Consider the following 20,512-nt stretch of genomic DNA (forward strand, 5'->3'; position numbering starts at 1 on the left):
ATCATGCGAATTTCCGGAAAGTTGATTCTGCGGAAACTTCGCACCCCAGGCATTCTCGGAAACGAATAAAAAACAGTCGCTCGACAGCGGGAAGCCGGCGCTTGGACACGCACAAGAAAAAGAGATCCGGCGTGGCCGGCCGGGAGAGCGGGCGAGGCGGCGAGCGGAAGGCGCCGCCGGGCAGGGCCCCGGCCGGGGAACGGAGCGGCGGGTGGCGGCAAGAGGGGAGGCGGGCGGCGGCAAGCTGAGTGGGGCGACGGATACCGGCTGCCGTGGGACGACAGCGCAGGTGGGAGCGGCGAGGCGGCAGTCGGCACCCGCCGGGCTGAGGGCGGCCGATCAGTGCAGATGCCAGGCCCGCTGCCGGATCCGCTCCACCGCGAGGTGGTACGACAGTTCGAACCGGTGCGCCGGATTGGCGTGATACCACCGCATCGCCTGCAGCACCAGCGCCGGATCGGCGGCCAGCCACGGCACCTGCACGACCATGGTGTCCGGCCCCCGGAGCAGCGTCCGCCGCGTCCGCACCCGCGCCCCGGCGACCGCCGGCACTCCGATGACCGGGATCCGCGCCTGCTCGCCCGGCACGATTGCCCGGATCGACGTCCACGGGACGAACTGCTCGGTCCACATCCCGCGGTGGTACACCCCGTCCGGGGTCAGTGCCAGCCGACCCGGCGCGTGCCGCAGCAGCACGTACAGCCCCGCGCCGGTCAGCGCCGCCCCCGCGGCCAGCGGCGGCGCGCTCGCGATCAGCGCCAGCTGGGCGAGCGTGAGCAGGGTCAGGAAGCTCGCATACCAGTAGTAGAGCCGCCGTGAGTAGGCGAACGTCAGCCCGGGGCTGCCGTCGTCGATCCCGGAGATCCGCATCCGGTCGCCGGTGTTGTGCGGCCGCACCCACAGGGTCAGCAGCAGGCCGGACAGGTGGCCGAGGATCAGCGCGGCCACCGCGCAGGCCAGCGCCGCCCGCAGGTCGCCGAGGGCCACCGACCAGACGCCGGCGGCCAGCGCCAGGACGGCCAGCAGGGCGCTGCCCACCGCCGCGTACGCCGGTCGCGGCGAGGGCCCGTGGTCGCGCCACGGCGCCGGGTCGGCCGGCACCGGCGTGGTGCGCGGCAGGTCGAAGTAGAGGGTCATCGCCGGACCCGGCGGGCGAGCGGGGTGGCCGGCTCGGCGCCGGCGCCGGGCCGCAGGACCCGTTCCGGCCCGGCGACCCGGCGGGCCATCTCGTTGGCGCGGCGTAGCCGATCGGTGATCACGCGCAGGATGTCCAGGTCGATTCGTGCACGATCGCTCATCAGGTCTTCCTCTCCCGTCCCCCGGGTTTGGTGTCCTGGGGTACGAGGATCGAGGACGATGAGTTCAAACGGAGAGTAGTCGCTCGTGCGGCACTCGCCGATCCACGCGAATCGCCCGGAATCACCCCCGTGGAAGCGCTCCCGCGACTGCCGGGAGCCACGCCGCGGCCAGCGGCTCGTGCCCCGGGGCCGTCGGATGCACCCCGCCGCGGCCCGGGGCGCGCCCACGCCTCGCGGCGGCCGCCGCGAACACGTCCTGAGCGCGCCAGAGATCGCTCCCGGCTCGGCGGCCAGCCCTCGTATCACCAATCGTTCTCGCCCAGGTCCTTCGCGTGAGACTGTGATAGCTGTCGATGAAGTGCGCGTCCGTTTCCTCCGCGTTCCCGGCCGGGCCGGGAAATGACGCAGCGAGCGACGACCCGGCATCCGCTCTTGACATCGCAAACTTAAGCCACTTAATAATGGCCGCGTCAAAGGTGAGTCTCGCGCTGGGCCGGGCATGCGCGGGTGACCCCGGGCGTTCACGATCGAGGGATTCGCACATGTTCAAGCTGACGAGGGCCGTGGTGGCCGCGACCGCCGCGCTGACCCTGGCGGTAGCCGGTTGTTCGGGCGACAGCGGCGGCGGAGGCGGCGCGAGCGCCAAGAAGGACAGCAGCATCACCATCTTCAACGGGGCCACCGGCACGATCGTGGAGAACTGGAACCCGTTCACCCCGACGTTCCTGCAGCCCACCAACGGCCTCATCTACGAGCCGCTGTACTGGTACAACTTCGCCGCCCAGTCGAAGCCGACGCCGATGCTGGCCACCGGCTACTCCTGGGACGCCGCCGGCAAGGTCCTCACCGTCACCACCCGCGAGGGCGTGACGTGGTCGGACGGCCAGCCGTTCTCCGCCAGGGACGTGGCCTTCACGTTCAACCTGATCAAGGGCAACAAGGCGCTCAACTCGACAGGCGTCTCGCTGGCCTCGGCGCAGGCCACGGACGACAAGACGGTCGTGCTGACCTTCACCAAGCCGTCGTTCACCGACGAGGCCGCGGTCATCGCGAACACCCCGATCGTCGCCGAGCACGTGTGGAGCAAGATCTCCGACCCGGCGAAGTCGATCAACCCGAACCCGGTGGGCACCGGGCCGTACAAGCTGAAGACCTTCTCCGCGCAGAGCTACGTGATGGAGAAGAACGCGAACTACTGGCAGCCCGGCAAGCCGCAGATCCAGAACGTCCGCTACATCGCCCTGGCCACCGCCGACGCCGCGAGCGCCGCGCTGACCGCCGGTCAGGTCGACTGGATGAGCGCGTTCCTGCCCGGCCTGGAGCAACTTCTCAAGAACCAGAAGAATCTGACGTACGTCAACACGCCGGCCCTGACCACGTCGATCTTCACCTGCGCCGGCGCGGATCTGGGCTGCACGGGCCCGCAGACCGACCCGGCCGTGCGGCAGGCCGTCTACCGGGCCCTCAACCGGGACCAGCTGAACAAGCTGGCCGGCGGCGGCTTCGCGGAGACCGCGTCGCCGACCATGCTGCTGCCCGGGCGGGACAAGAGCTGGATCGCCGACCCGGACAACCTGAACACCCCGGCCGGCCCGGACGTCGCGAAGGCCAACCAGTTGCTGGACGCGGCCGGCTGGGTCAAGGGCGGCGACGGCATCCGCGCCAAGGGCGGCGAGAAGCTGTCGCTGACCATCCAGACGGTGACCGGCTGGAGCGACTACATCTCGCTCAACGACGCGATGACCCAGCAGCTCAAGGAGATCGGTATCGAGCTGAAGCCGACCCAGCTGTCCTGGAACGAGTGGAACAACAACCAGGTGCAGGGCAAGTTCCAGCTGTCGCTGGACTCGATCGGCCTGGGCGCCTCGCCAAACCCGTACGCCACCTATCTGAAGTACTCCAGCCGGACCACCGAGAAGGTCGGCCAGGCGGCCCCGCCCAGCGGCAACTACGCGCGCTACCAGAATGCCAAGGTGGACGCCGCGGTGGACGCGGCGGCGGCGACCAACGACGAGACCGTCCAGAAGGCGCAGTACGGGATCATCCAGACCGAGATCGTCCGCGACCTGCCGTACATCCCGATCTACGTGAACTCGATGCTCACCGAGTTCAGCACCAGCCACGCCACCGGCTGGCCGTCCAACGACAACAAGTACGCGCTGCCGGCCTCCTGGAAGCAGTGGGACAACGGCATCGTGCTGACCAACCTGCAGCCCGCGAAGTAGGGAGCCACCGTGCGCTACCTGCTTCGTAAGCTGGGGTTCTACCTGGTCGCCCTCTGGGCGGCGCTGACGGTGAACTTCTTCGTCCCGCGCCTGATGCCCGGCGACCCGGTCGAGATCCTGATCTCCAAGCTGGGTCAGCGCGGGCCGGTCACCCCGCAGATGCGGGCCTCGGTCGAGGCCCTGCTGGGGACGGACAGCGGTGAGCCGCTGTGGCGTCAGTACGTCGACTACCTCGGGAACCTGGCACACGGGGACCTCGGTGTCTCGGTGACGTTCTTCCCCGCCTCGGTCGGCTCGATCATCGAGCAGACCCTGCCCTGGACGATCGGCCTCATCGGTCTCGCCACGATCATCTCGTTCCTGGCCGGCGTCGGTCTCGGCGCCGCCGCCGGCTGGAAACGGGGATCGTGGTTGGACAACCTCATCCCGGTCACCACGATGTTCCAGTCCGTGCCGTACTTCTGGCTGGCGCTGATCCTGCTCTTCGCCTTCGGCAGCGTGTGGCAGCTGTTCCCGCTCAACGGCGGCTACGACGTCTACACCGTGACGCCCGGCTGGAACGGGCCGTTCCTCGGCTCGGTGCTCTACTACGGCGCGCTGCCGGCGATCACCATCGTGCTCTCCAGCGTGGGCGGCTGGATGCTGGGCATGCGCAACATGATGGTCTCCACGCTGAGCGAGGACTACCTGGTCACCGCCGAGGCGAAGGGGCTGCGCCCGGGCCGGATCATGCTGCGCTACGCGGCCCGCAACGCGATCCTGCCCTCGGTCTCCGGTTTCGCGATCTCGCTGGGCTTCGTCGTCGCCGGCTCGATCGTCACCGAGGCGGTCTTCTCCTACCCCGGCATCGGCTCCGCGCTGCTGCAGTCGGTGGGCGGCAACGACTACGCCCTGATGCAGGGCATCTTCCTGGTCATCACGCTGTCGGTGCTGGGCGCCAACCTGCTGGTGGACCTCCTGTACTCGGTGATCGACCCGCGCACCCGGGCGCGGGCCTGAAAGGGGCAGCCGTCATGACGATGACCACTGAGCCGGCCGCGACGACCACAGAGACGAAGTCAACTTCGACGATTGCCGTACGGCGGTTCGCGCGCAACGGAAAACTCGTGGCCGGACTGGTGATCGGCGGGGCGATCGTGCTCTTCGGCCTGCTCGGCCCGCTGGTCACCCAGGATCCGTCGCTCGTGCACGACCAGGGCCTGACCGGTCCCGGCGGCGACCACTGGCTGGGCACCACGCAGACCGGCCAGGACGTGCTCGCCCAGCTCGCCCACGGCACGCGCGGCTCGCTGGCGGTCGGCGCGATCGTGGGCGTGCTGACGCTGATCCTGTCCGCCTTCTTCGGCGTCGTCGGCGCCTACGCCGGCGGCTGGGTGGACGAGGCGTTCTCCCTGTTCACCAACATCATGCTGGTCATCCCCGGCCTGCCGCTGGTGATCGTGATCTCCAGCTACGTCCCGGACAAGAGCATCTGGCTGGTCTCGGTCGTCCTGGCGATCACCAGTTGGGCCGGCTCCGCACGGGTGCTGCGCGGCTACACGCTCAGCCTGCGCAACCGCGATTACGTGCTGGCCTCGCGGGTGGCCGGCGAGAAACGACGGCGGATCCTCGCCGTGGAGATCCTGCCCAACCTGATCCCGCTGTTCGCCTCGCAGGTGGTGTTCGCGGTGATCTTCGCGATCCTCGGCGAGGCCGGACTCTCCTATCTCGGCCTGGGCGCCAGCGGCTCGTTCACCTGGGGCACGATGCTCTACTACGCGCAGAACGGCCTGGCCCTGCGCCTCGGCGCGTGGTGGTGGTTCGTCCCGCCCGGCCTGCTGCTGGCCCTGTTCGGCGCCGCGCTCTCGCTGATCAACTTCTCGATCGACGAGATCATCAATCCCAAGCTGCGCGACCAGACCCGGGCCGCCCGCAAGAGCTGGCGGATGTCGCGCGAGCAGCTGTCCAAGGCCAAGGAGGCCACGCTGTGACAGTCCTGTCGATCGAGAACTTCAGCGTCGACTACCTGGTCGACCCGGTGGTCCACGCGGTCCGGGACGTCTCGCTCGAACTGCGGCGCGGCGAGGTGCTGGGCCTGGCGGGCGAGAGCGGATGCGGCAAGAGCACCCTCGCGTACGGGATCATTCGTCTCCTCAAACCGCCCGCGATGATCACTTCCGGGCGGGCGGTCTTCCACTCCCGCGAGGGTCTGGAGATCGACTGGAACGAGCTGGACGCCGAGGAGCTGCGCGCCCACCGCTGGGAGAAGATCTCCATGGTCTTCCAGGGCGCGATGAACTCGCTCAACCCGGTGATCTCCATCCGCGACCAGTTCGAGGACATCTTCACCACGCACCGCCCGGACATGTCCAGGAAGGAGCGGCGGGCCCGCTGCGCCGAGCTGCTGGAGCGCGTCGGCGTCGACCCGAAGCGGCTCGGCTCCTATCCGCACGAGCTCTCCGGCGGCATGCGCCAGCGCGTGATGATCGCGATGGCGATGGCCCTGGAACCGCAGGTCATGATCATGGACGAGCCGACCACCGCGCTCGACGTGGTCGTCCAGCGTGAGATCCTGCGCGAGATCACCCGGCTGCGCGACGAACTGGGGTTCGCGGTCGTCTTCATCACCCACGACCTGCCGCTGCTGCTGGAGATCAGCGACCGGATCGCGGTGATGCGCGGCGGCGAGATCGTGGAGCTCGGCGACGCGGCCGAGCTGTACGCCGACCCGAAGCACGAGTACACCCGGCAGTTGCTGGCGTCCTTCCCGAGCCTGACCGGCGACCGCGGCTCGTTCGTGCGCGGCGCGACGGACGACCGGCTGCTTGCCCTGGACGCGGTCGAGGTGGAGGCGCCGTCATGATCGACCGCACCGAACGGCAGCCACCCGCACCCGGCAGCGGCCTCGCGGGCGGGGGCCAGGCGAGCATGACAACGGAGGCACCGTGACGACGCTGGAAGTGCGCGGGCTCGGCAAGGACTACCGGCTGCGGGACGGCTGGCGCAGCAGCACGCTGCGCGCCGTCGACGACGTCGGTTTCACCCTCGACCACGGGCGCACCGTCGCCCTCGTCGGTCAGAGCGGCAGTGGCAAGTCCACAGTCGCCAAGCTGCTCCTGCAACTGGAACGGCCGACCCGGGGCGAGATCCTGCTCGACGGCACACCCGTGGCGCGCCGCGGCGCCGGGCTGGCGGCCTACCGTCGTACCGTCCAGATGGTCTTCCAGGATCCTTTCGCCTCCCTGAATCCCTACCACACGATCGGGCACCATCTGGCCCGCCCGGTCCGGCTGCACCATCCGCGGATGAGCGACGCGGACGTCCGCAACCGGGTGCACGAGCTGCTGGAACGGGTCCGGCTCACCCCGGCCGGGAACGTCGCCGGGCGGCGCCCGCACGAGCTCTCCGGCGGCCAGCGCCAGCGCGTCGCCATCGCCCGCGCGCTGGCCCCCGAGCCGGGCGTGCTGATCGCCGACGAACCGGTCTCGATGCTCGACGTGTCCATCCGGCTCGGCGTGCTCACCCTGCTCGCCACCCTGCAGCGCGAGGAGGACCTGGGCGTTCTCTACATCACCCACGACCTGGCCACCGCACGCCACTTCTCCGACGAGATCCTGGTGATGTACCGGGGCAGGATCGTCGAACACGGCCCGGCCGACGACGTCATCCTCAACCCACGGCACGAATACACCAGAACGCTGGCCGAGGCCGCGCCCAACCCGGAACGCCGGATCGGCGAGCTGCGTTCACCCACTCGATGACTGCCCGGTCCCGGCTGGACCGGCCGGGTTACCGTGGACCGCAACGTTTCGCCGGCCAGGGAGGGTTGCGGTGGGCTTCGTCAAACGCACGGTGCTGTCGATGATCGCGTCGCGGCTGGAGCGCCGGGCACACCACACCCGGAACCCGATCGTGCACCACCTGCTCCGCGAGGTGAACCACCGGCTCGGGCGGTACGGCGGACACCCGCGCTATCACGGCCGCCCGTCGTACCACGGGCACTACCGTCATCACGGGCATTACCGTCATCATGGCCATTACCGTTGGTGAATGATCGCGACCCCTGGACTCCGGCTCACCGACCACACCGTCTCCGTGCCGCTGGATCACCGGCGGCCGGATGACGCGACCATCGAGATCTTCGCGCGGGAGGTGGTCGCCGCCGACCGGGTCGGCGACGACCTGCCGTGGCTGCTGTACCTGCAGGGCGGGCCGGGCGGCAAGGCGCCGCGGCCGCTGCGCGCGGAGGGCTGGCTCGGGCACGCTCTGCGCACCCACCGGGTGCTGCTGCTCGACCAGCGGGGGACCGGGCGCAGCACGGCCCTGACCGGGCGGACGGTCGCCGGCCGGCCGGACGCGGAGCTGGCCGCGTACCTCAGACTGTTCCGGGCCGACAGCATCGTGGCGGACGCGGAGATCCTGCGATCGAAGATCGCGGGCGGCGCCCGCTGGGACACCCTCGGCCAGAGCTACGGCGGATTCATCACCCTGGTCTACCTTTCGGCCGCGCCGCAGGCGCTGCGAACCTGCTACATCACCGGTGGCCTACCCGGGCTCGACACCACCGCCGAGGATGTCTACGAGCGTACGTATCCGAACGTCGCCCACCGCAACGCGGAGTTCTACCGCGCGTTCCCGGCCGACCTGGAGATCGTCCGTCGGATCGCCGCGCACCTCGGCGAGCACGACGTGCGCCTGCCCGACGGCGACCGGCTGACCGTGGACCGGCTGCGGCTGCTCGGCAACCTGTTCGGCGGCAGCGGGGGCTACGCGCAGCTGCACTGGCTCCTCGACGAGGCGTGGCACGGGTCGTCGCTCTCGGACACCTTCCGGTACGAGGTGATGCGGCTGACCGGCTTCGTCGACACGCCGATCTTCGCGCTGCAGGAGTTCACCTACCCGCAGGGTGGCCGGGCCACCGCGTGGGCGGCCGACCGCGCGCTCAAGCAGCGCCCGGAGTTCGCCGCCGACGCCGACCCGCTGCTGTTCACCGGCGAGATGATGTATCCCTGGATGTTCCGCGACATCGCGGCTCTGCGGCCGTTCGCCGGCGCGGCCGAGATCCTGGCCGCCGCCGAGGACTGGCCGGGTCTCTACGACACCGCGCGCCTGGCGGCCAACCAGGTGCCGGTGTACGCGGCGGTCTACGCGCACGACATGTACGTGCCCGCCGACCTGTCGCTGAGCACCGCCGCGGTGGTCGGCAACGTGCGCACCTGGGTGACCGCGGAGTACGAGCACGACGCGCTGCGGGTGGCCGGCGAGACGATCCTCGGACACCTGATGGATATGTGAGCTCTCGGAATCCTTGTCCGACTGGTCGCAATTCCCGGAACACGCGGGGGTGACCGCAGGTATGACACCGAGCCCGGTGGGTATAGCACGGACGTTCGAGAAACCGGATCGGAGGAATGGCGACATGGCTGACCCCAAGAGCGCCGCGACGGACGGCAACCGGGTGAAGGATCCGGAGGACTGGACCACCGGGGACGAGCCGGCGACCGGGGCGCAGGAGTCCTACCTGCACACACTGGCCACCGAGGCACACGAAGACGTCCCCGAAGGCCTGACCAAGGCCGAGGCGTCCCAGCGCATCGACGAGTTGCAGGAGAAGACCGGCCGAGGCCGGTGAACAGGTGAAAAAGGTGCGGCCGGTCCGGGAGCGGGCCGGCCGCTCGCCGTCACCCGGTGGAGTAGTCAACTCGCTATTCGCCGATCGGTGCCCGAGAATGTGACCATCCTGCCGGTTCGGCTCACTCTGCTGGAGGACGGTGCATGACGCCCGGGACGTTCGAGTACGTCGCGGCCGGCAGCGTCGACGAGGTGCTGACCGCGCTCGCCGACGGCGACACCTCCGTGCTGGCCGGCGGTCAGAGCCTGCTCGTGGAAGGCGCCACCCCGGTACGCCGCGTGGTCGACATCAACCAGGTGGCCGGGCTCGACACGCTCGCCGCCGCCGACGGTGTCCTACACGTCGGCCCGCTGGTCCGGCACCGGACGTTCGAGACGGGCACGGTCCGCGGGCCGCTCGGGGACCTGATGCGGCTCGTCGTGTGCCACATCGGGCACCCGCCGATCCGGGCCCGGGGGACGATGCTGGGCAGCCTCGCCTACGCGCACCCGGCGGCCGAGTGGCCGATGGTGGCGGTGATGCTGGACGCCAAGCTGATCCTGACCGGCCCGGCCGGCCGGCGGACGGTTCCGGCGGCGCAGTTCTTCACCGGGCCGTTCCAGACCCTGCGGCGACCCCAGGAACTGCTGACCGAGGTGCTGCTGCCGGTGCTGCCGGCCGGGACCGGCGTGGGCTACGCCGAGGACCGGCGTACGACCGTGTATCCGCAGGCGGCGGCGATGGCGGCGATCACCGTGCGCGACGGGGTGGTGTGCTCGGCGGCGATCGGCCTGGTGAACGCCGGGCCCTGCCCGGTCCGCGCCCGGGTGGCCGAGAGCGTGCTGGTGGGCAACGCGCTGTCGGACACGGCGATCACCCTGGCGGCGGAGGCCGCGGCCGAGATCGACGGGCGGGGGCAGGCGTTCCGCACCCTGGTGCGGCGGGTGCTCACGTCGTCACGGGAGCGCATCCGCTCCGCCACCGACAACTGACCCGCCCGCCTTTTCCGCCCCCGGGCGATCTCTTGCAGCCCGTTCCGCTCCAGCCGCCCCGGCCGGCTGGTCTCCACAGTTGTCACCCGAGTCGCCGGTCCCCAACCGGCCGTCGCCGAACCGACCACCCCGCCGCGCACGGTGATCGTCGCCGGTCCCCAGCCGACCGCGGCCGGTTGGTCCCCAGGGTTCTCTCACGGTCCCGGACGGGCACCCGCCCGGGGGCCGTCCCATTTCCAGTGTGGCGGGTTCTGGTGCTCTTGGGTGGGTGGGGTGTGGACAGAGCGCCACTGTGGATAACTCTCGGACGTGGGGTTGGGCGGGCTAGGCTCGCAGGTGTGATTGCAGGACCAGGGCGGCTGCGCCGGTTGCGGAGGCGGTGGCGGCGGCCAGGGAGACTGTCACCGTGACGTTGCGGTGCCAGGTGCGGGCGTCGGCGGGGGCCAGACGGCGCATGATGGCTGGGCCGTAGATGGCTGAGGCCGCGGCGAAGCCGGGGCCGGTGAGCACCACCAAATCGATGTCGAGGAGGTTGACCAGGGATTCGGTGGCGGCTGCCACGTAGCGGGCCGAGGACTCCAGCAGTGATCGGCAGTGGGGGGCGCCGGCTCGGGCGGCTCGGGCGACGGCGCCGAAGTCGGCGGTGACGCTGCGGATGGGTTGGGTCAGGTCGAGGCCTGCCTCGGTGGCGGCTACCCGGTCTTCGCGGGCGGCTGTCACCACCGTGCGCGGGCCGGCCAGCACCTCCAGGCAGCCGCGGCTGCCGCACCAGCACTCCGGGCCGAAGACGTCCAGGCAGAGGTGGCCGAACTCGCCGGCGCTGGTGTGGCTGCCGCGCATCGCCCGGCCCTCGACGACGATTCCGGCGCCGATGCCACCACCCATGTAGAGCGCCGCGAATGCCTGCTCCGGGCCGACCCGGGCCACCCAGTACTCGCCGACGGCGGCCGCGGTGGCGTCGTTCTCGACGAGGACCGGCCAGCCGGTGGCTTCGGCGAGGCGCCGGCCCAGTTCGTCGCCGCGGAGGCCGCGGAGCTGGGGGAGGGCGTCGTCGGTGGGGGTGCCGCCGCGGTGCGGGCCCGGCCAGACGATGCCGACGCCCAGGCAGCGGGCCGGGTCGACTCCGGAGCCGGCCAGCAAGGTGTCGATGTCGGCGGCCAGGGTGCGCAGCACCGTGTCCGCGTCGTCGCCGAGCGGGGCGGGCTCGGCGGGCGCGGCGCCGGGTGAAGCGGGCGCGGCGCCGGGTGAAGCGGGCTCGGCGGGTGCGGCACCGGGTGAGCCGGGCTGGGCGGGACCGGCGCTCGCTGAGCCGGGCTCAGCCAGCGGGGAGGGGGCGGAGAGGGAAGGGGAGAAGGGGCGCGGCGGATCGGCGAGCGGGCTGGGCCGGGCCAGGCGGGAGATCACGCCGCCGGTCTGGCCGGTCAGGACGTACGTCGTGGCGTCCTCGTCCAGGTGCACGCCCACCGACAGCCGGGCGGTCGGGTCGAGTTGCAGCAGTGTGCGTGGTTTGCCGCCGGTCGGGGTGCGGCCGGTTTCGACGAGCAGGCCCTCTTCGAGCAGGCGGCGGACGGTCATCGACACCGCGGCCTCGGTGAGCCCGGTTATTTTGGCCAGTTCGACCCGGCTCAGTGGCTCGGCGGCGCGGATGGCGTCGAGGATGCTCTCCCGGGCGCCGGGGCGGCGGCCGCGGCGGCTCGCCGGCGCGGTGGCGCCGACCGCTTCTCTCACTCGGTCACCCTCCCCCGGGCGGAAACGGCCGTAACGCGTACGAGCAGGACGCGATCCGGATGGAGCACCGGGAGACGGAGTCCGACGGTGCCGAGCGTGCGGCCGTTCAGGCGTACCCCCTGGGGCGTGCACCAGGGTAACCCAGCGCCCCACGCCGCGGCGTTACCGTCAGCAACGTCACCCGGTGGCTGCGGGCGTACGTGGTAGATCGTGCCGGGGTCGAGTCCGGGCAGGCCGACGGTGCCCGGGGGGTAGGACGCACTGGTGGACGTGGCGATCACCGCGAACAGCGCGTCCGTTTTGTCCTGCGAGACCACCCCGGTCACCGAGTAGGCGGGATCGGTCACGTCGGCGTGGACGAGCGTCCCGGTGTGCAGCAGCTCACGCAGCTCCTTGTACAGGGTCACCCAGTCCGACAGTTCGGAGATGTCGGCTGGGCTGGCCGCGGTCAGGTCCCATTCCACCCCGAGGTGCCCGAGGATCGCCGTCCCGGCCCGGAAGGCGAGGGGCAGCGACCGGTGAGTGGTGTGGGACAGCGGCGCCCCCACGTGCGACCCGATCAGTTCCAGCGGGATCAGCAGACTGGTCCACCGCTGGATGGCCACCCGCTCGTGGGCGTCGATGCAGTCCGATGCCCAGACCCGGTCGGTCCGTTCCAGGATCTCCAGGTCCACCCGTCCGCCGCCGGAGGAGCACGATTCGATCTCCACTCCGGGATGCCGCTCGCGGAGCTCGTCGAGCAGCCGGTAGACCGCCCGGGTCTGGTCGTGCACCGCGGCCCGCCCGCTGCCCGGATGGCCGGCCTCGACCAGGTCCCGGTTGTGGTCCCACTTCAGGTAGGAGATGTCATGTTCGGTCAGCAGCGCGTCGAGCCGTTGGAAGACCCAGGCGAATGCGGCGGGGTTGGCGAGGTCGAGCACCTGCTGGTGGCGGGCGGGCCGGGGGAGCCGGTCACCGGTCGACATGATCCAGTTCGGGTGCGCGCGGGCCAGCTCGGAGTCCGGGTTGATCATCTCGGGCTCCACCCAGAGCCCGAACTCCATGCCCAGCTCACGCACCGCGCCGACGAGTGGGGCGAGCCCGTCCGGCCACGCCTGCGGCGAGACGAACCAGTCGCCGAGCCCCGAGGTGTCGTCGCGGCGGGACCCGAACCACCCGTCGTCGAGGACGAAGCGTTCCGCGCCGATCGCGGCGGCGGCCTTCGCCAGCTCGGTCAACCGGGCAAGATCATGATCGAAGTAGACGGCCTCCCAGGTGTTCACCACGACGGGGCGGGGCTTTGTCGGGTGGTGCGGGCGGCTCCGGAGGTAGGTGTGGAAGCGGGACGACACGCCGTCGAGTCCGTCGGCGCTGTGAACGGCGTACACCCATGGGGTCTGATAGGTCTCGCCTTCGGCGAGGCCCACCTCGCCGGGCAGCAGCAGTTCGCCGCCGCCCAGCGCGGAATGTCCGTGATAGGTGCGCTCCGCGATCGAGCGGGCGCCGCCGGAGAACGCGGTGTGCAGCGCCCAGACCTCGCCGCCGCGGTTCGCGAAGCCGGGGGTGCCGGCGCAGAGCAGATACGCGGAGTCGTAGCCGGTGCGGCCGGTGCGGTTCTCCCGGACCCGCAGGCCGTGCGTGAAGGCGGTCCGCTGTGGCTGGCGTTCGCGTAGGTGGTGACCGGTGAAGTCGAGCAGCTCAGCGGTGCGCTCGGGCACCGGCAGGAAGATCGTCAGGTGCTCCAGCCAGTAGGTGCCGGGCGCGGTGCTGGTCACCGCGGCGCGCGTCCGGAGCACCCCGGCGGGGTGCAGTTCGAGGTCGATGGCCAGCTCCAGGTGGGCTGTGGCATCGATGGCCTTGAGGTGTACGGCGTCGGCCCGCTGCTCGACGGCGGTCGTCTCGAAGGCCGTCGCCCAGCCGCGCCCGTCCCGGTGGCCGGCCAGTCCGGGCGAGCCGAGCCAGCCGGCCGACTGCTCGGGGATCAGCGACACCCGGACCGCCCCGTCGACGGAGAAGCCGATCGGCTGCGGCGCGGCGGCCACCGGCAGGTCCGGGCGGACCTCGGTGTCGTCGAGTGCGGCTCCCCAGTGCGCCACCGACGGCAGTCCCGGGCCCCGGCAATCGAGCACCAGGCTCACCCCGGCGGCGCTCAGGTGCAGCAGTTCCGGCCCCATCGGTGACTCCCTACCAGCGTTGACGGACTTCGTTCAGTTGCTTAAGAATGCTAGCTGCCCCGCCTGCGGCGACACTACGACAGGAGCCGTTCCCATGATCAGAACCGACCTTCACGCGGGCTGGACCGTGCGTGCCGTGGGCGGCCCGGTGCCCGCGGGGATCGCCGCCGCTCCGGTGCCGGCGACCGTGCCCGGCACGGTGCACACCGACCTGCTCGACGCCGGGCTCATCCCGGATCCGTACCTGGGGGACAACGAGGCGGCGCTGGTCTGGTTCCACCGCGCGGCCTGGCTCTACGAGACGGTGATCGAGGCGGAGCCGGCGGCCGAGGGGGAGCGGGTCGACCTGGTCTTCGAGGGGCTGGACACGGTCGCCACGGTCACCTTCGACGGGGCCGGGCTGGGCCGGACCGCGAACATGCACCGGAGCTACCGGTTCGATCTGCGGGACCGGCTGCGGGCCGGGCCGATCCCGCTGGCGGTGCGGTTCGACTCGGCCCTGGAGTACGCCGAGGAACTGCAGAAGGTGATCGGCGAGCGCCCGCGGCCCTATCCGCACCCGTTCAACGCCGTACGCAAGATGGCTTGTTCTTTCGGGTGGGACTGGGGTCCCGATCTGCAGACCGCGGGCATCTGGAAGCCGGTGCGGCTGGAGCGGTGGCGGGTGGCGCGGCTGGCGTCGGTACGACCGCTGACCACCCTCGACGCCGATCGGCGGACCGGCCGCCTGGTCGTCCACGTCGAGGTGGAACGTGCCGCCGACGTGGAACTCGTCGCCGAGGTGCGGGTGGGCGAGCACGTCTCGCAGATCCCGCTGCGGCCGGGCGAGGTCGCGGGGATGACCGAGATCTCGGTGCCGGACGCGCCGGTGTGGTGGCCCGCCGGCTACGGCGACCAGCCACTCGTCGAGGTGGGCGTCGTGTTGCGCGACGGGTCGGACGAGATCGACTCCTACCGCACCCGGGTCGGGTTCCGGTCGATCGGCGTGGACGAGACCCCGGACGAGATCGGGAGCGCTTTCACCTTCGTCGTCAACGGGCAGCCGATCTTCGTGCGCGGGCTGAACTGGATCCCCGAGGATCACCTGCTCACCCGCCTGACCAGGGAGCGCTACGCGGCCGCGATCCAGCGCGCGGTGGACGCCAACGCCAACCTGCTGCGGGTCTGGGGCGGCGGCGTCTACGAGAGCGACGACTTCTACGACGTCTGCGACGAGCGCGGCGTCCTGGTCTGGCAGGACTTCCCGCTGGCCTGCGCCGCCTACGCCGAGGAGGAGCCGCTCCGCTCCGAGATCCTCGCCGAGGCCCGGGAGAACGTCGGCCGGCTCGCCCCACACCCGTCGCTCGCGCTGTGGAACGGCGGCAACGAGAACATCTGGGGTCACGAGGACTGGGACTGGAAGCCGCTGCTCGGCGGTCTCAGCTGGGGCGCGCGGTACTACTACGAGGACTTCCCGGCGCTGCTCGCCGAGCTGGACCCGACCCGGCCCTACCACCCGGGCAGCCCGTCCAGCCCGGGGCACGACCCCGAGGTGGTCCACCCCAACGACGACCGGTACGGCACCCGGCACGAGTGGGAGGCGTGGAACCGGCAGGACTACACGTACCACGCGAACTTCCTGCCCCGGTTCTGCTCCGAGTTCGGCTGGCAGGCGCCGGCCACCTGGTCGACGCTGCGCGAGTCGCTCGCGCCGGAGGATCTGGACCAGGAGTCGCCGGCGTTCCTGCTGCACCAGAAGGCGGAGGGCGGCAACGACAAGCTGAACCGGGGGATCGCGCGTCATCTGCGGGTGCCGGCCGAGTTCGAGGCCTGGCACTGGGCGGCCCAGCTGAATCAGGCGCGGGCCACCTCGTACGCGGTCGGGCACCTGCGCGGGCACGCGCCGCGCACCATGGGCAGCATCCTCTGGCAGCTCAACGACTGCTGGCCGGTGACGTCGTGGGCGGTGGTGGACGGGGCCGGGCGGCTTAAGCCGGCCTGGTACGCGCTGCGCCGTGGCTATGCGCCGCGGATGCTCGGTTTCCGTGACGGCGCTCTGGTCGCCGTCAACGACACCCCGTCGGCCTGGCAGGGCGCGGTGCGGGTGCGCCGGGCCGGGTTCGACGGCGGTGTCCGGGCCGAGACGACTGTCGCGCTGTCCGTTCCGGCCCGGTCGGTAGCGGTCGTCGAGCTCGGCGCGGCGCTGACCACGCCCGGCGACGTGACCCGGGAGGTCCTGGTCGCGGACATCGACGGTCTGCGCGCCACCCGGCTCTTCGCGGAGGACTTCGACCTGGCGTACGACCCGGCGGCGCTCACCGCGGACATCGCCCCCGCCGAGGGCGGATACTCCATCACCGTGACCGCCACCTCGTTCGCCCGCGACATCGCGGTGCTCGCCGACAAGGTCGACCCGGCCGCTGTGGTCGACGACATGCTCGTCGATCTGCTGCCCGGCGAGAGACACACCTTCCACGTCCGCACCACCTCGGCCGATCCGTTGGCCTTCGGCACGCCGGCGGTGCTGCGCTCGGCGAACGCGCTGGCCGCCGCGACCGGGGCCTGACCGCGGTGGCCGGCGGGCTGATCGGGCTGGTGCTGACCGGCAGCGCCGCCCGGGTCGGGGTGGAGCCGTTCTTCATGGAGCTGATCGCGGGCATGGAGGAGGCGCTCGCCCCGGCCGGGGTGACGGTGCTGCTGCTGGTGGTGCCGGACCTGGAGGCGGAGCTGGCCACCTACCGCCGGTGGGCGCGGGACCGGACGGTGACCGCGGTCGTCGTGGTCAACCTGGTCCACGACGACGTACGCCCGGCCCACGTCGCCGGGCTCGGCCTGCCCGTGGTGCTCGCCGGCAAGCACCCCGGCCCGTTCGCCAAGGTGGTCACCGACGACGCCGGCGCGATGACCACGGCCATCGAGACGCTGAGCGCTCTCGGACATCGGGTGGTCGGCCGGGTCAGCGGCCCGGCCGACCTGGTGCACACCGCCGAGCGGACCACGGCGATCCGGGCGGCCGCCGGCCGGCGCGGCGTCACGGTACGGATCGTCGAGGGCGACTACAGCGCGGAGGGCGGCGTCCGCGGGTTGCGCGAGCTGCTGGCCGCCTCGCCGCGGCCCACCGCGATCGTCTTCGACAACGACGTGATGGCCGTCGCCGCCGAGCAGGAGCTGATCCGCTCCGGCACCCCGGTCCCCGGCGAGGTCAGCCTGCTGGCCTGCGACGACTCCCCGCTGTGCGAGCTCGCGGTGCCGCCGCTGTCGGCGCTGGGCACCGACGTCCACGAGCACGGCCTGACGCTCGGCCGCGCGGTCCTGGACCTGGTCCGCGGCGAGCCGGGCCGCGAACACGCCGGGCCGCTGATCAGCATCCGGCAGCGGGACAGCACAGGCCCCGCGCCGGCCTGACGATCACGCGCGATCTGTGGACCGCGGCCCCGCCGGCCTTCGCCAGTTGCGGTGGCGCGGACCGCGGCAAACCTCGGCTTTGACACGATTTGCTGGTACGGACATTGCGCCGTGCCCCTGGACAACCTCGTTCCCGCAGGTCAGCGCATGGGTGTCGGATTCTTATCGGAGGCGTCGCGGCGCCGGCTCGGTGAAGATGGTCGACACGGTGAGTGCGGGTACGGGGGTGCCACTGATGATGATTGTTCTCGTCGCTCTGATCGGTCTGGTGGTGGCGCTCGGACTGGCGTTCTGGCCCCGGCCGGAACGCGTGCACGGGCCCCGGCACGCGGACCACCCGGCGCCGGCGGCGCCCGCGCGGTTGCCGGACAGCTTGGAGGGGGTGCTGACCGCGCAGCTGCTGACCGGGGAGATCTCCCGGTCGCAGTATCTGCGCGCGCTCGAACGGATCGCTGCCCGGGACGAGCGACGTCACCCCATGTCGGTCCCCCGGGACTACCGCCCCTGAGTACCCGGATCGCCCGCTCCGCGCAGCAGCCGGATTGCCTGCTCCCCGCGGCGGGCCCGGTCGCCTGCTCCGCCGATCTGCTCGGCTGAGGTATGGACACCGGGCCTTGCGGGGTATCGGAGGCAACCCGATGCGCCTGGCCGGCGAGATCGACCCCGCCGCCGACTGACCCACAACCCCGGCCCCGCTCCGTCACCCGGCGTCCCGGCGACCCTGGCAGCCGCGGCCGGAAACCGCGGTCCAACGGCCCGGCCACCTGGCTCCACGGCCCGGCCATGGCCACTCCCGTCGTCAGCGACACCGGTCCCGGCCGGCTCTGGCCCGCTCGTCCGCGCTGCCGCCGACCCCGGGCTGGTCACCAGGGGTGTGTCCCGCCGCGCGACACACCGCCGGTGACCAGCCGGAAGCGCGCGTGCCGGGCAGCGCGGTCGCAGCTGGCCGCCGGCGGTGTCTCCAAGGCCGGGAGGCACCGCTGGCGGCAGCTCAGGGGTGTGGCCGGACGCTGGGGACACACCTGCGGGGCCGGCCGGGGGCTTGCGGTTCGGCTGGCGGGGGTGACGGGTGTGAGGTAGGGCAAGGTCGGTGTGGAGGGTGGGGCCGGGGTGGCAAGGTGGAGCGCGGCTACGAAGGGGCGTGGGATGACGGAGATCGTGCTGATCCGGCACGGGCAGACGGAGTGGAGCGTCAACGGGCGGCACACGTCGTACACGGATCTGGAACTGACCGCGGAGGGCGAGGCGCAGGCCCGCCGTGCCGGGGAGCGGCTCGGCGGGCGCGAGTTCACGGCGGTGATCTCGAGTCCGCGCCGGCGGGCGCTGCGGACCGCGGAGCTGGCCGGGCTGACCGTGACCGAGGTGACCGAGGATCTGGCCGAGTGGAACTACGGGGAGTACGAGGGGATCACCACCAAGCAGATCCGGGTGGACCGGCCGGGCTGGTCGCTGTGGGCGGACGGCTGTCCGGGCGGTGAGTCGCCGGAGCAGGTGGGGGCCCGACTCGACCGGGTCCTGGCGCGGGCGCGGTCGCTCGGCGGTGATGTCGCCCTGGTCGGGCATGGGCACAGCCTCCGGGTCACCGGGGCGCGCTGGATCGGGCTGCCGCCGAGCGCGGGTGGACTGTTGAGGCTGGACACCGCGACGGTGTCGGTGCTCGGGTTCGAGCACGAGACCGACCCGGTGATCAGCGCCTGGAACGCGCCCTGCTGAGCCGCGTGCCCATGGCGGCGTTGACCCGCCACCGGGGGCAGTGGGCGGGGGGCCCGTCATCGCAGGACGGTTGCGATGACGGGCCGGCCCCGCCCGGTCACAGGGTGGCTCAGAGATCGCCCGGCCACGGGCGATCAGCAATTCTCCACCCGGGACACGTCCCCGGACCGGCGCCGTGGCGTTCGACACGCGCCACGATCGGCGAACCGGCCGGAACGGTCACCCGCGCGGACTCGTTCGGCTCGACCGGGACCGCGGTCCGGGCCGAGTGTCCCGACCCTATGCTGACACGTGTAAGTAGTAAAGTCACCCCATGCCTGAGCCTCGCCGGATCACCAGCGCCGACGTCGCGCGGCGGGCCGGGGTGTCCCGCGCCACGGTCAGCTACGTCCTGAACGCCACGCCCGGCCAGAGCATCTCGCCGGCCACCCGGTCGCGGGTCCTGGAAGCCGCCGCCGGACTGGGGTACGCGCCGTCCGCCGCCGCGCGCACGCTGCGCACCGGGCGCTCCGACGTGGTGCTCTGCCTGCTGCCGGACTGGCCGATCGGCAACGAGGTGGGCAACCTGCTCGGCAACCTCTCCACCGAGCTGGCCCGCGCGGGGCTGACGTTCGTGGCGCACCCGGGCAGCCGGGCGGACCGGCCGATCGCGGAGATCTGGAAGGCGATCACTCCGGCCGCGGTGCTGTCGTTCTCGGACTTCTCCGACGGCGAGACGGAGGCCATGCGGGCCGCCGGGGTGGCGCTGGTGGTCGCCCTGCTGGGCCGGGCCGGGCGGCACGGGCGCGAGCTCGAGGTGCCGCAACAGCTGATCGGGCGGCGACAGGCGGAACACCTCTGCGGCGCGGGGCATCGGCGCCTCGGCTACGCGTACCCCGACGATCCGCGGCTGCAGATCTTCGCGGAGCCCCGCCTGTCCGGGGTACGGGCCTTCGGGGAGCCGGTGGTGCGGACCGTTCCGCTGGACGCGGGGCCGGCGGCGGACGCGGTGGCGCGCTGGTGTGCCGACGGCGTGACCGGGATCTGCGCGTACAACGACGAGGTGGCTCTCGCGGTGCTCGCCGGAGCACGCCGGCTCGGGCCGGGGGCGCCCGCCGGCCTCGCGGTGATCGGGGTGGACGACATCCCGGCGGCGCGGCTGGCCGTTCCGCCGCTGACCACCGTGACGACAGATCAGCGGATGCTCGCCGTGCACCTGGCCACCACGGTGGTGGCGGCGGTCGGCGGGCGGACCGGGCCGCCGCTGCCCACCGACGACCTGATCCGCGTGGTGGTCCGCGAGTCGGCCTGACATCGAATACACAGGCACGGCACACGGGGTCTCCAGGTCGGGGGCGAATCGTGGAGGCGTCACGAGGGACCCACCGGGCCTGCCGGCGGCGGCAGCTCTCGGAACGCTGGGCGAACCTCGACCTCGCCCCGCCCACCT

Annotated in this window: 18 protein-coding genes; 14 read left to right on the forward strand and 4 right to left on the reverse strand. The window is 71.8% G+C overall.

Translation table 11 applies throughout. The annotated features are described in order from the left end of the window. Positions 1–339 precede the first annotated feature (339 nt). Positions 340–1,137, reverse strand: a complete 798-nt coding sequence (locus Asi03nite_RS27535; protein ID WP_203683376.1) for a hypothetical protein — start codon at positions 1,135–1,137, stop codon at positions 340–342. Then, a complete protein-coding gene (locus Asi03nite_RS27540; protein ID WP_203683377.1) occupies positions 1,134–1,298 on the reverse strand; it encodes a hypothetical protein in 165 nt (54 codons plus the stop codon). Before Asi03nite_RS27540 ends, Asi03nite_RS27535 begins: the two co-directional genes overlap by 4 nt. A gap of 542 nt (positions 1,299–1,840) precedes the next feature. Between Asi03nite_RS27540 and Asi03nite_RS27545 the strand changes: the two genes are divergently transcribed. The 9 genes from Asi03nite_RS27545 (at position 1,841) to Asi03nite_RS27585 (ending at position 10,105) form a co-directional block, all read left to right on the forward strand. Then, positions 1,841–3,523, forward strand: a complete 1,683-nt coding sequence (locus Asi03nite_RS27545; protein ID WP_203683378.1) for an ABC transporter substrate-binding protein — start codon at positions 1,841–1,843, stop codon at positions 3,521–3,523. Positions 3,524–3,532: 9 nt separating this feature from the next. Next, entirely contained in the window at positions 3,533–4,522 is a 990-nt protein-coding gene (locus Asi03nite_RS27550) for an ABC transporter permease (protein WP_203683379.1), read from the forward strand. A gap of 14 nt (positions 4,523–4,536) precedes the next feature. Continuing rightward, entirely contained in the window at positions 4,537–5,493 is a 957-nt protein-coding gene (locus Asi03nite_RS27555) for an ABC transporter permease (protein ID WP_203683380.1), read from the forward strand. Next, positions 5,490–6,365, forward strand: coding sequence for an ABC transporter ATP-binding protein (locus Asi03nite_RS27560; protein ID WP_203683381.1), 876 nt, complete (start codon positions 5,490–5,492; stop codon positions 6,363–6,365). Before Asi03nite_RS27555 ends, Asi03nite_RS27560 begins: the two co-directional genes overlap by 4 nt. An 82-nt stretch (positions 6,366–6,447) precedes the next feature. Next, on the forward strand, positions 6,448–7,263 hold the full coding sequence (locus Asi03nite_RS27565) for an ABC transporter ATP-binding protein (protein ID WP_203683382.1): 816 nt from the start codon (positions 6,448–6,450) through the stop codon (positions 7,261–7,263). 70 nt (positions 7,264–7,333) lie between these two features. After that, positions 7,334–7,552, forward strand: coding sequence for a hypothetical protein (locus Asi03nite_RS27570; protein ID WP_203683383.1), 219 nt, complete (start codon positions 7,334–7,336; stop codon positions 7,550–7,552). Then, positions 7,553–8,797 (forward strand): alpha/beta fold hydrolase, encoded by a 1,245-nt coding sequence (locus Asi03nite_RS27575; RefSeq protein ID WP_203683384.1) that lies wholly within the window; start codon positions 7,553–7,555, stop codon positions 8,795–8,797. A gap of 124 nt (positions 8,798–8,921) precedes the next feature. Next, a complete protein-coding gene (locus Asi03nite_RS27580; RefSeq protein WP_203683385.1) occupies positions 8,922–9,134 on the forward strand; it encodes a DUF3072 domain-containing protein in 213 nt (70 codons plus the stop codon). Positions 9,135–9,277: 143 nt separating this feature from the next. Further along, a complete protein-coding gene (locus Asi03nite_RS27585) occupies positions 9,278–10,105 on the forward strand; it encodes an FAD binding domain-containing protein (RefSeq protein WP_203683386.1) in 828 nt (275 codons plus the stop codon). 324 nt (positions 10,106–10,429) lie between these two features. On the opposite strand, the gene Asi03nite_RS27590 is transcribed toward Asi03nite_RS27585, so the two are convergent. Together Asi03nite_RS27590 and Asi03nite_RS27595 are read right to left on the reverse strand one after the other, a co-directional pair. Continuing rightward, positions 10,430–11,833, reverse strand: a complete 1,404-nt coding sequence (locus Asi03nite_RS27590) for an ROK family transcriptional regulator (protein WP_203683387.1) — start codon at positions 11,831–11,833, stop codon at positions 10,430–10,432. Continuing rightward, positions 11,830–13,986, reverse strand: a complete 2,157-nt coding sequence (locus Asi03nite_RS27595; RefSeq protein ID WP_203683388.1) for an alpha-galactosidase — start codon at positions 13,984–13,986, stop codon at positions 11,830–11,832. Before Asi03nite_RS27595 ends, Asi03nite_RS27590 begins: the two co-directional genes overlap by 4 nt. A gap of 94 nt (positions 13,987–14,080) precedes the next feature. Here Asi03nite_RS27595 and Asi03nite_RS27600 point away from each other — a divergent pair, with 94 nt between their 5' ends. The 5 genes from Asi03nite_RS27600 (at position 14,081) to Asi03nite_RS27620 (ending at position 20,374) form a co-directional block, all read left to right on the forward strand. Next, positions 14,081–16,531 (forward strand): glycoside hydrolase family 2 protein, encoded by a 2,451-nt coding sequence (locus Asi03nite_RS27600; protein WP_203683389.1) that lies wholly within the window; start codon positions 14,081–14,083, stop codon positions 16,529–16,531. Positions 16,532–16,536: 5 nt separating this feature from the next. Further along, complete coding sequence (locus tag Asi03nite_RS27605; protein WP_203683390.1) at positions 16,537–17,370, forward strand: LacI family DNA-binding transcriptional regulator; 834 nt, start codon at positions 16,537–16,539, stop codon at positions 17,368–17,370. Between the two features lie 235 nt (positions 17,371–17,605). Continuing rightward, the gene (locus Asi03nite_RS27610; RefSeq protein WP_203683391.1) at positions 17,606–17,878 is read left to right on the forward strand and encodes a hypothetical protein; all 273 of its coding nucleotides are present in this window, start codon (positions 17,606–17,608) and stop codon (positions 17,876–17,878) included. A 638-nt stretch (positions 17,879–18,516) separates the two neighbouring features. Next, complete coding sequence (locus Asi03nite_RS27615) at positions 18,517–19,083, forward strand: histidine phosphatase family protein (protein ID WP_203683392.1); 567 nt, start codon at positions 18,517–18,519, stop codon at positions 19,081–19,083. A gap of 313 nt (positions 19,084–19,396) precedes the next feature. Beyond that, entirely contained in the window at positions 19,397–20,374 is a 978-nt protein-coding gene (locus tag Asi03nite_RS27620; RefSeq protein WP_203683393.1) for a LacI family DNA-binding transcriptional regulator, read from the forward strand. Positions 20,375–20,512 lie beyond the last annotated feature (138 nt).

This window comes from Actinoplanes siamensis, from assembly GCF_016862395.1.
Taxonomy (GTDB): Bacteria; Actinomycetota; Actinomycetes; order Mycobacteriales; family Micromonosporaceae; genus Actinoplanes; species Actinoplanes siamensis.

What these genes read in the sequence shown, in the direction of transcription:
- Asi03nite_RS27535 (WP_203683376.1), bottom strand. Translation starts at nt 1,137, where the DNA reads ATGACCCTCTACTTCGACCTGCCGCGCACCACGCCGGTGCCGGCCGAC.
- Asi03nite_RS27540 (WP_203683377.1), bottom strand. Translation starts at nt 1,298, where the DNA reads ATGAGCGATCGTGCACGAATCGACCTGGACATCCTGCGCGTGATCACC.
- Asi03nite_RS27545 (WP_203683378.1), top strand. Translation starts at nt 1,841, where the DNA reads ATGTTCAAGCTGACGAGGGCCGTGGTGGCCGCGACCGCCGCGCTGACC.
- Asi03nite_RS27555 (WP_203683380.1), top strand. Translation starts at nt 4,537, where the DNA reads ATGACGATGACCACTGAGCCGGCCGCGACGACCACAGAGACGAAGTCA.
- Asi03nite_RS27575 (WP_203683384.1), top strand. Translation starts at nt 7,553, where the DNA reads ATGATCGCGACCCCTGGACTCCGGCTCACCGACCACACCGTCTCCGTG.
- Asi03nite_RS27580 (WP_203683385.1), top strand. Translation starts at nt 8,922, where the DNA reads ATGGCTGACCCCAAGAGCGCCGCGACGGACGGCAACCGGGTGAAGGAT.
- Asi03nite_RS27585 (WP_203683386.1), top strand. Translation starts at nt 9,278, where the DNA reads ATGACGCCCGGGACGTTCGAGTACGTCGCGGCCGGCAGCGTCGACGAG.
- Asi03nite_RS27595 (WP_203683388.1), bottom strand. Translation starts at nt 13,986, where the DNA reads ATGGGGCCGGAACTGCTGCACCTGAGCGCCGCCGGGGTGAGCCTGGTG.
- Asi03nite_RS27600 (WP_203683389.1), top strand. Translation starts at nt 14,081, where the DNA reads ATGATCAGAACCGACCTTCACGCGGGCTGGACCGTGCGTGCCGTGGGC.
- Asi03nite_RS27610 (WP_203683391.1), top strand. Translation starts at nt 17,606, where the DNA reads ATGATGATTGTTCTCGTCGCTCTGATCGGTCTGGTGGTGGCGCTCGGA.
- Asi03nite_RS27615 (WP_203683392.1), top strand. Translation starts at nt 18,517, where the DNA reads ATGACGGAGATCGTGCTGATCCGGCACGGGCAGACGGAGTGGAGCGTC.
- Asi03nite_RS27620 (WP_203683393.1), top strand. Translation starts at nt 19,397, where the DNA reads ATGCCTGAGCCTCGCCGGATCACCAGCGCCGACGTCGCGCGGCGGGCC.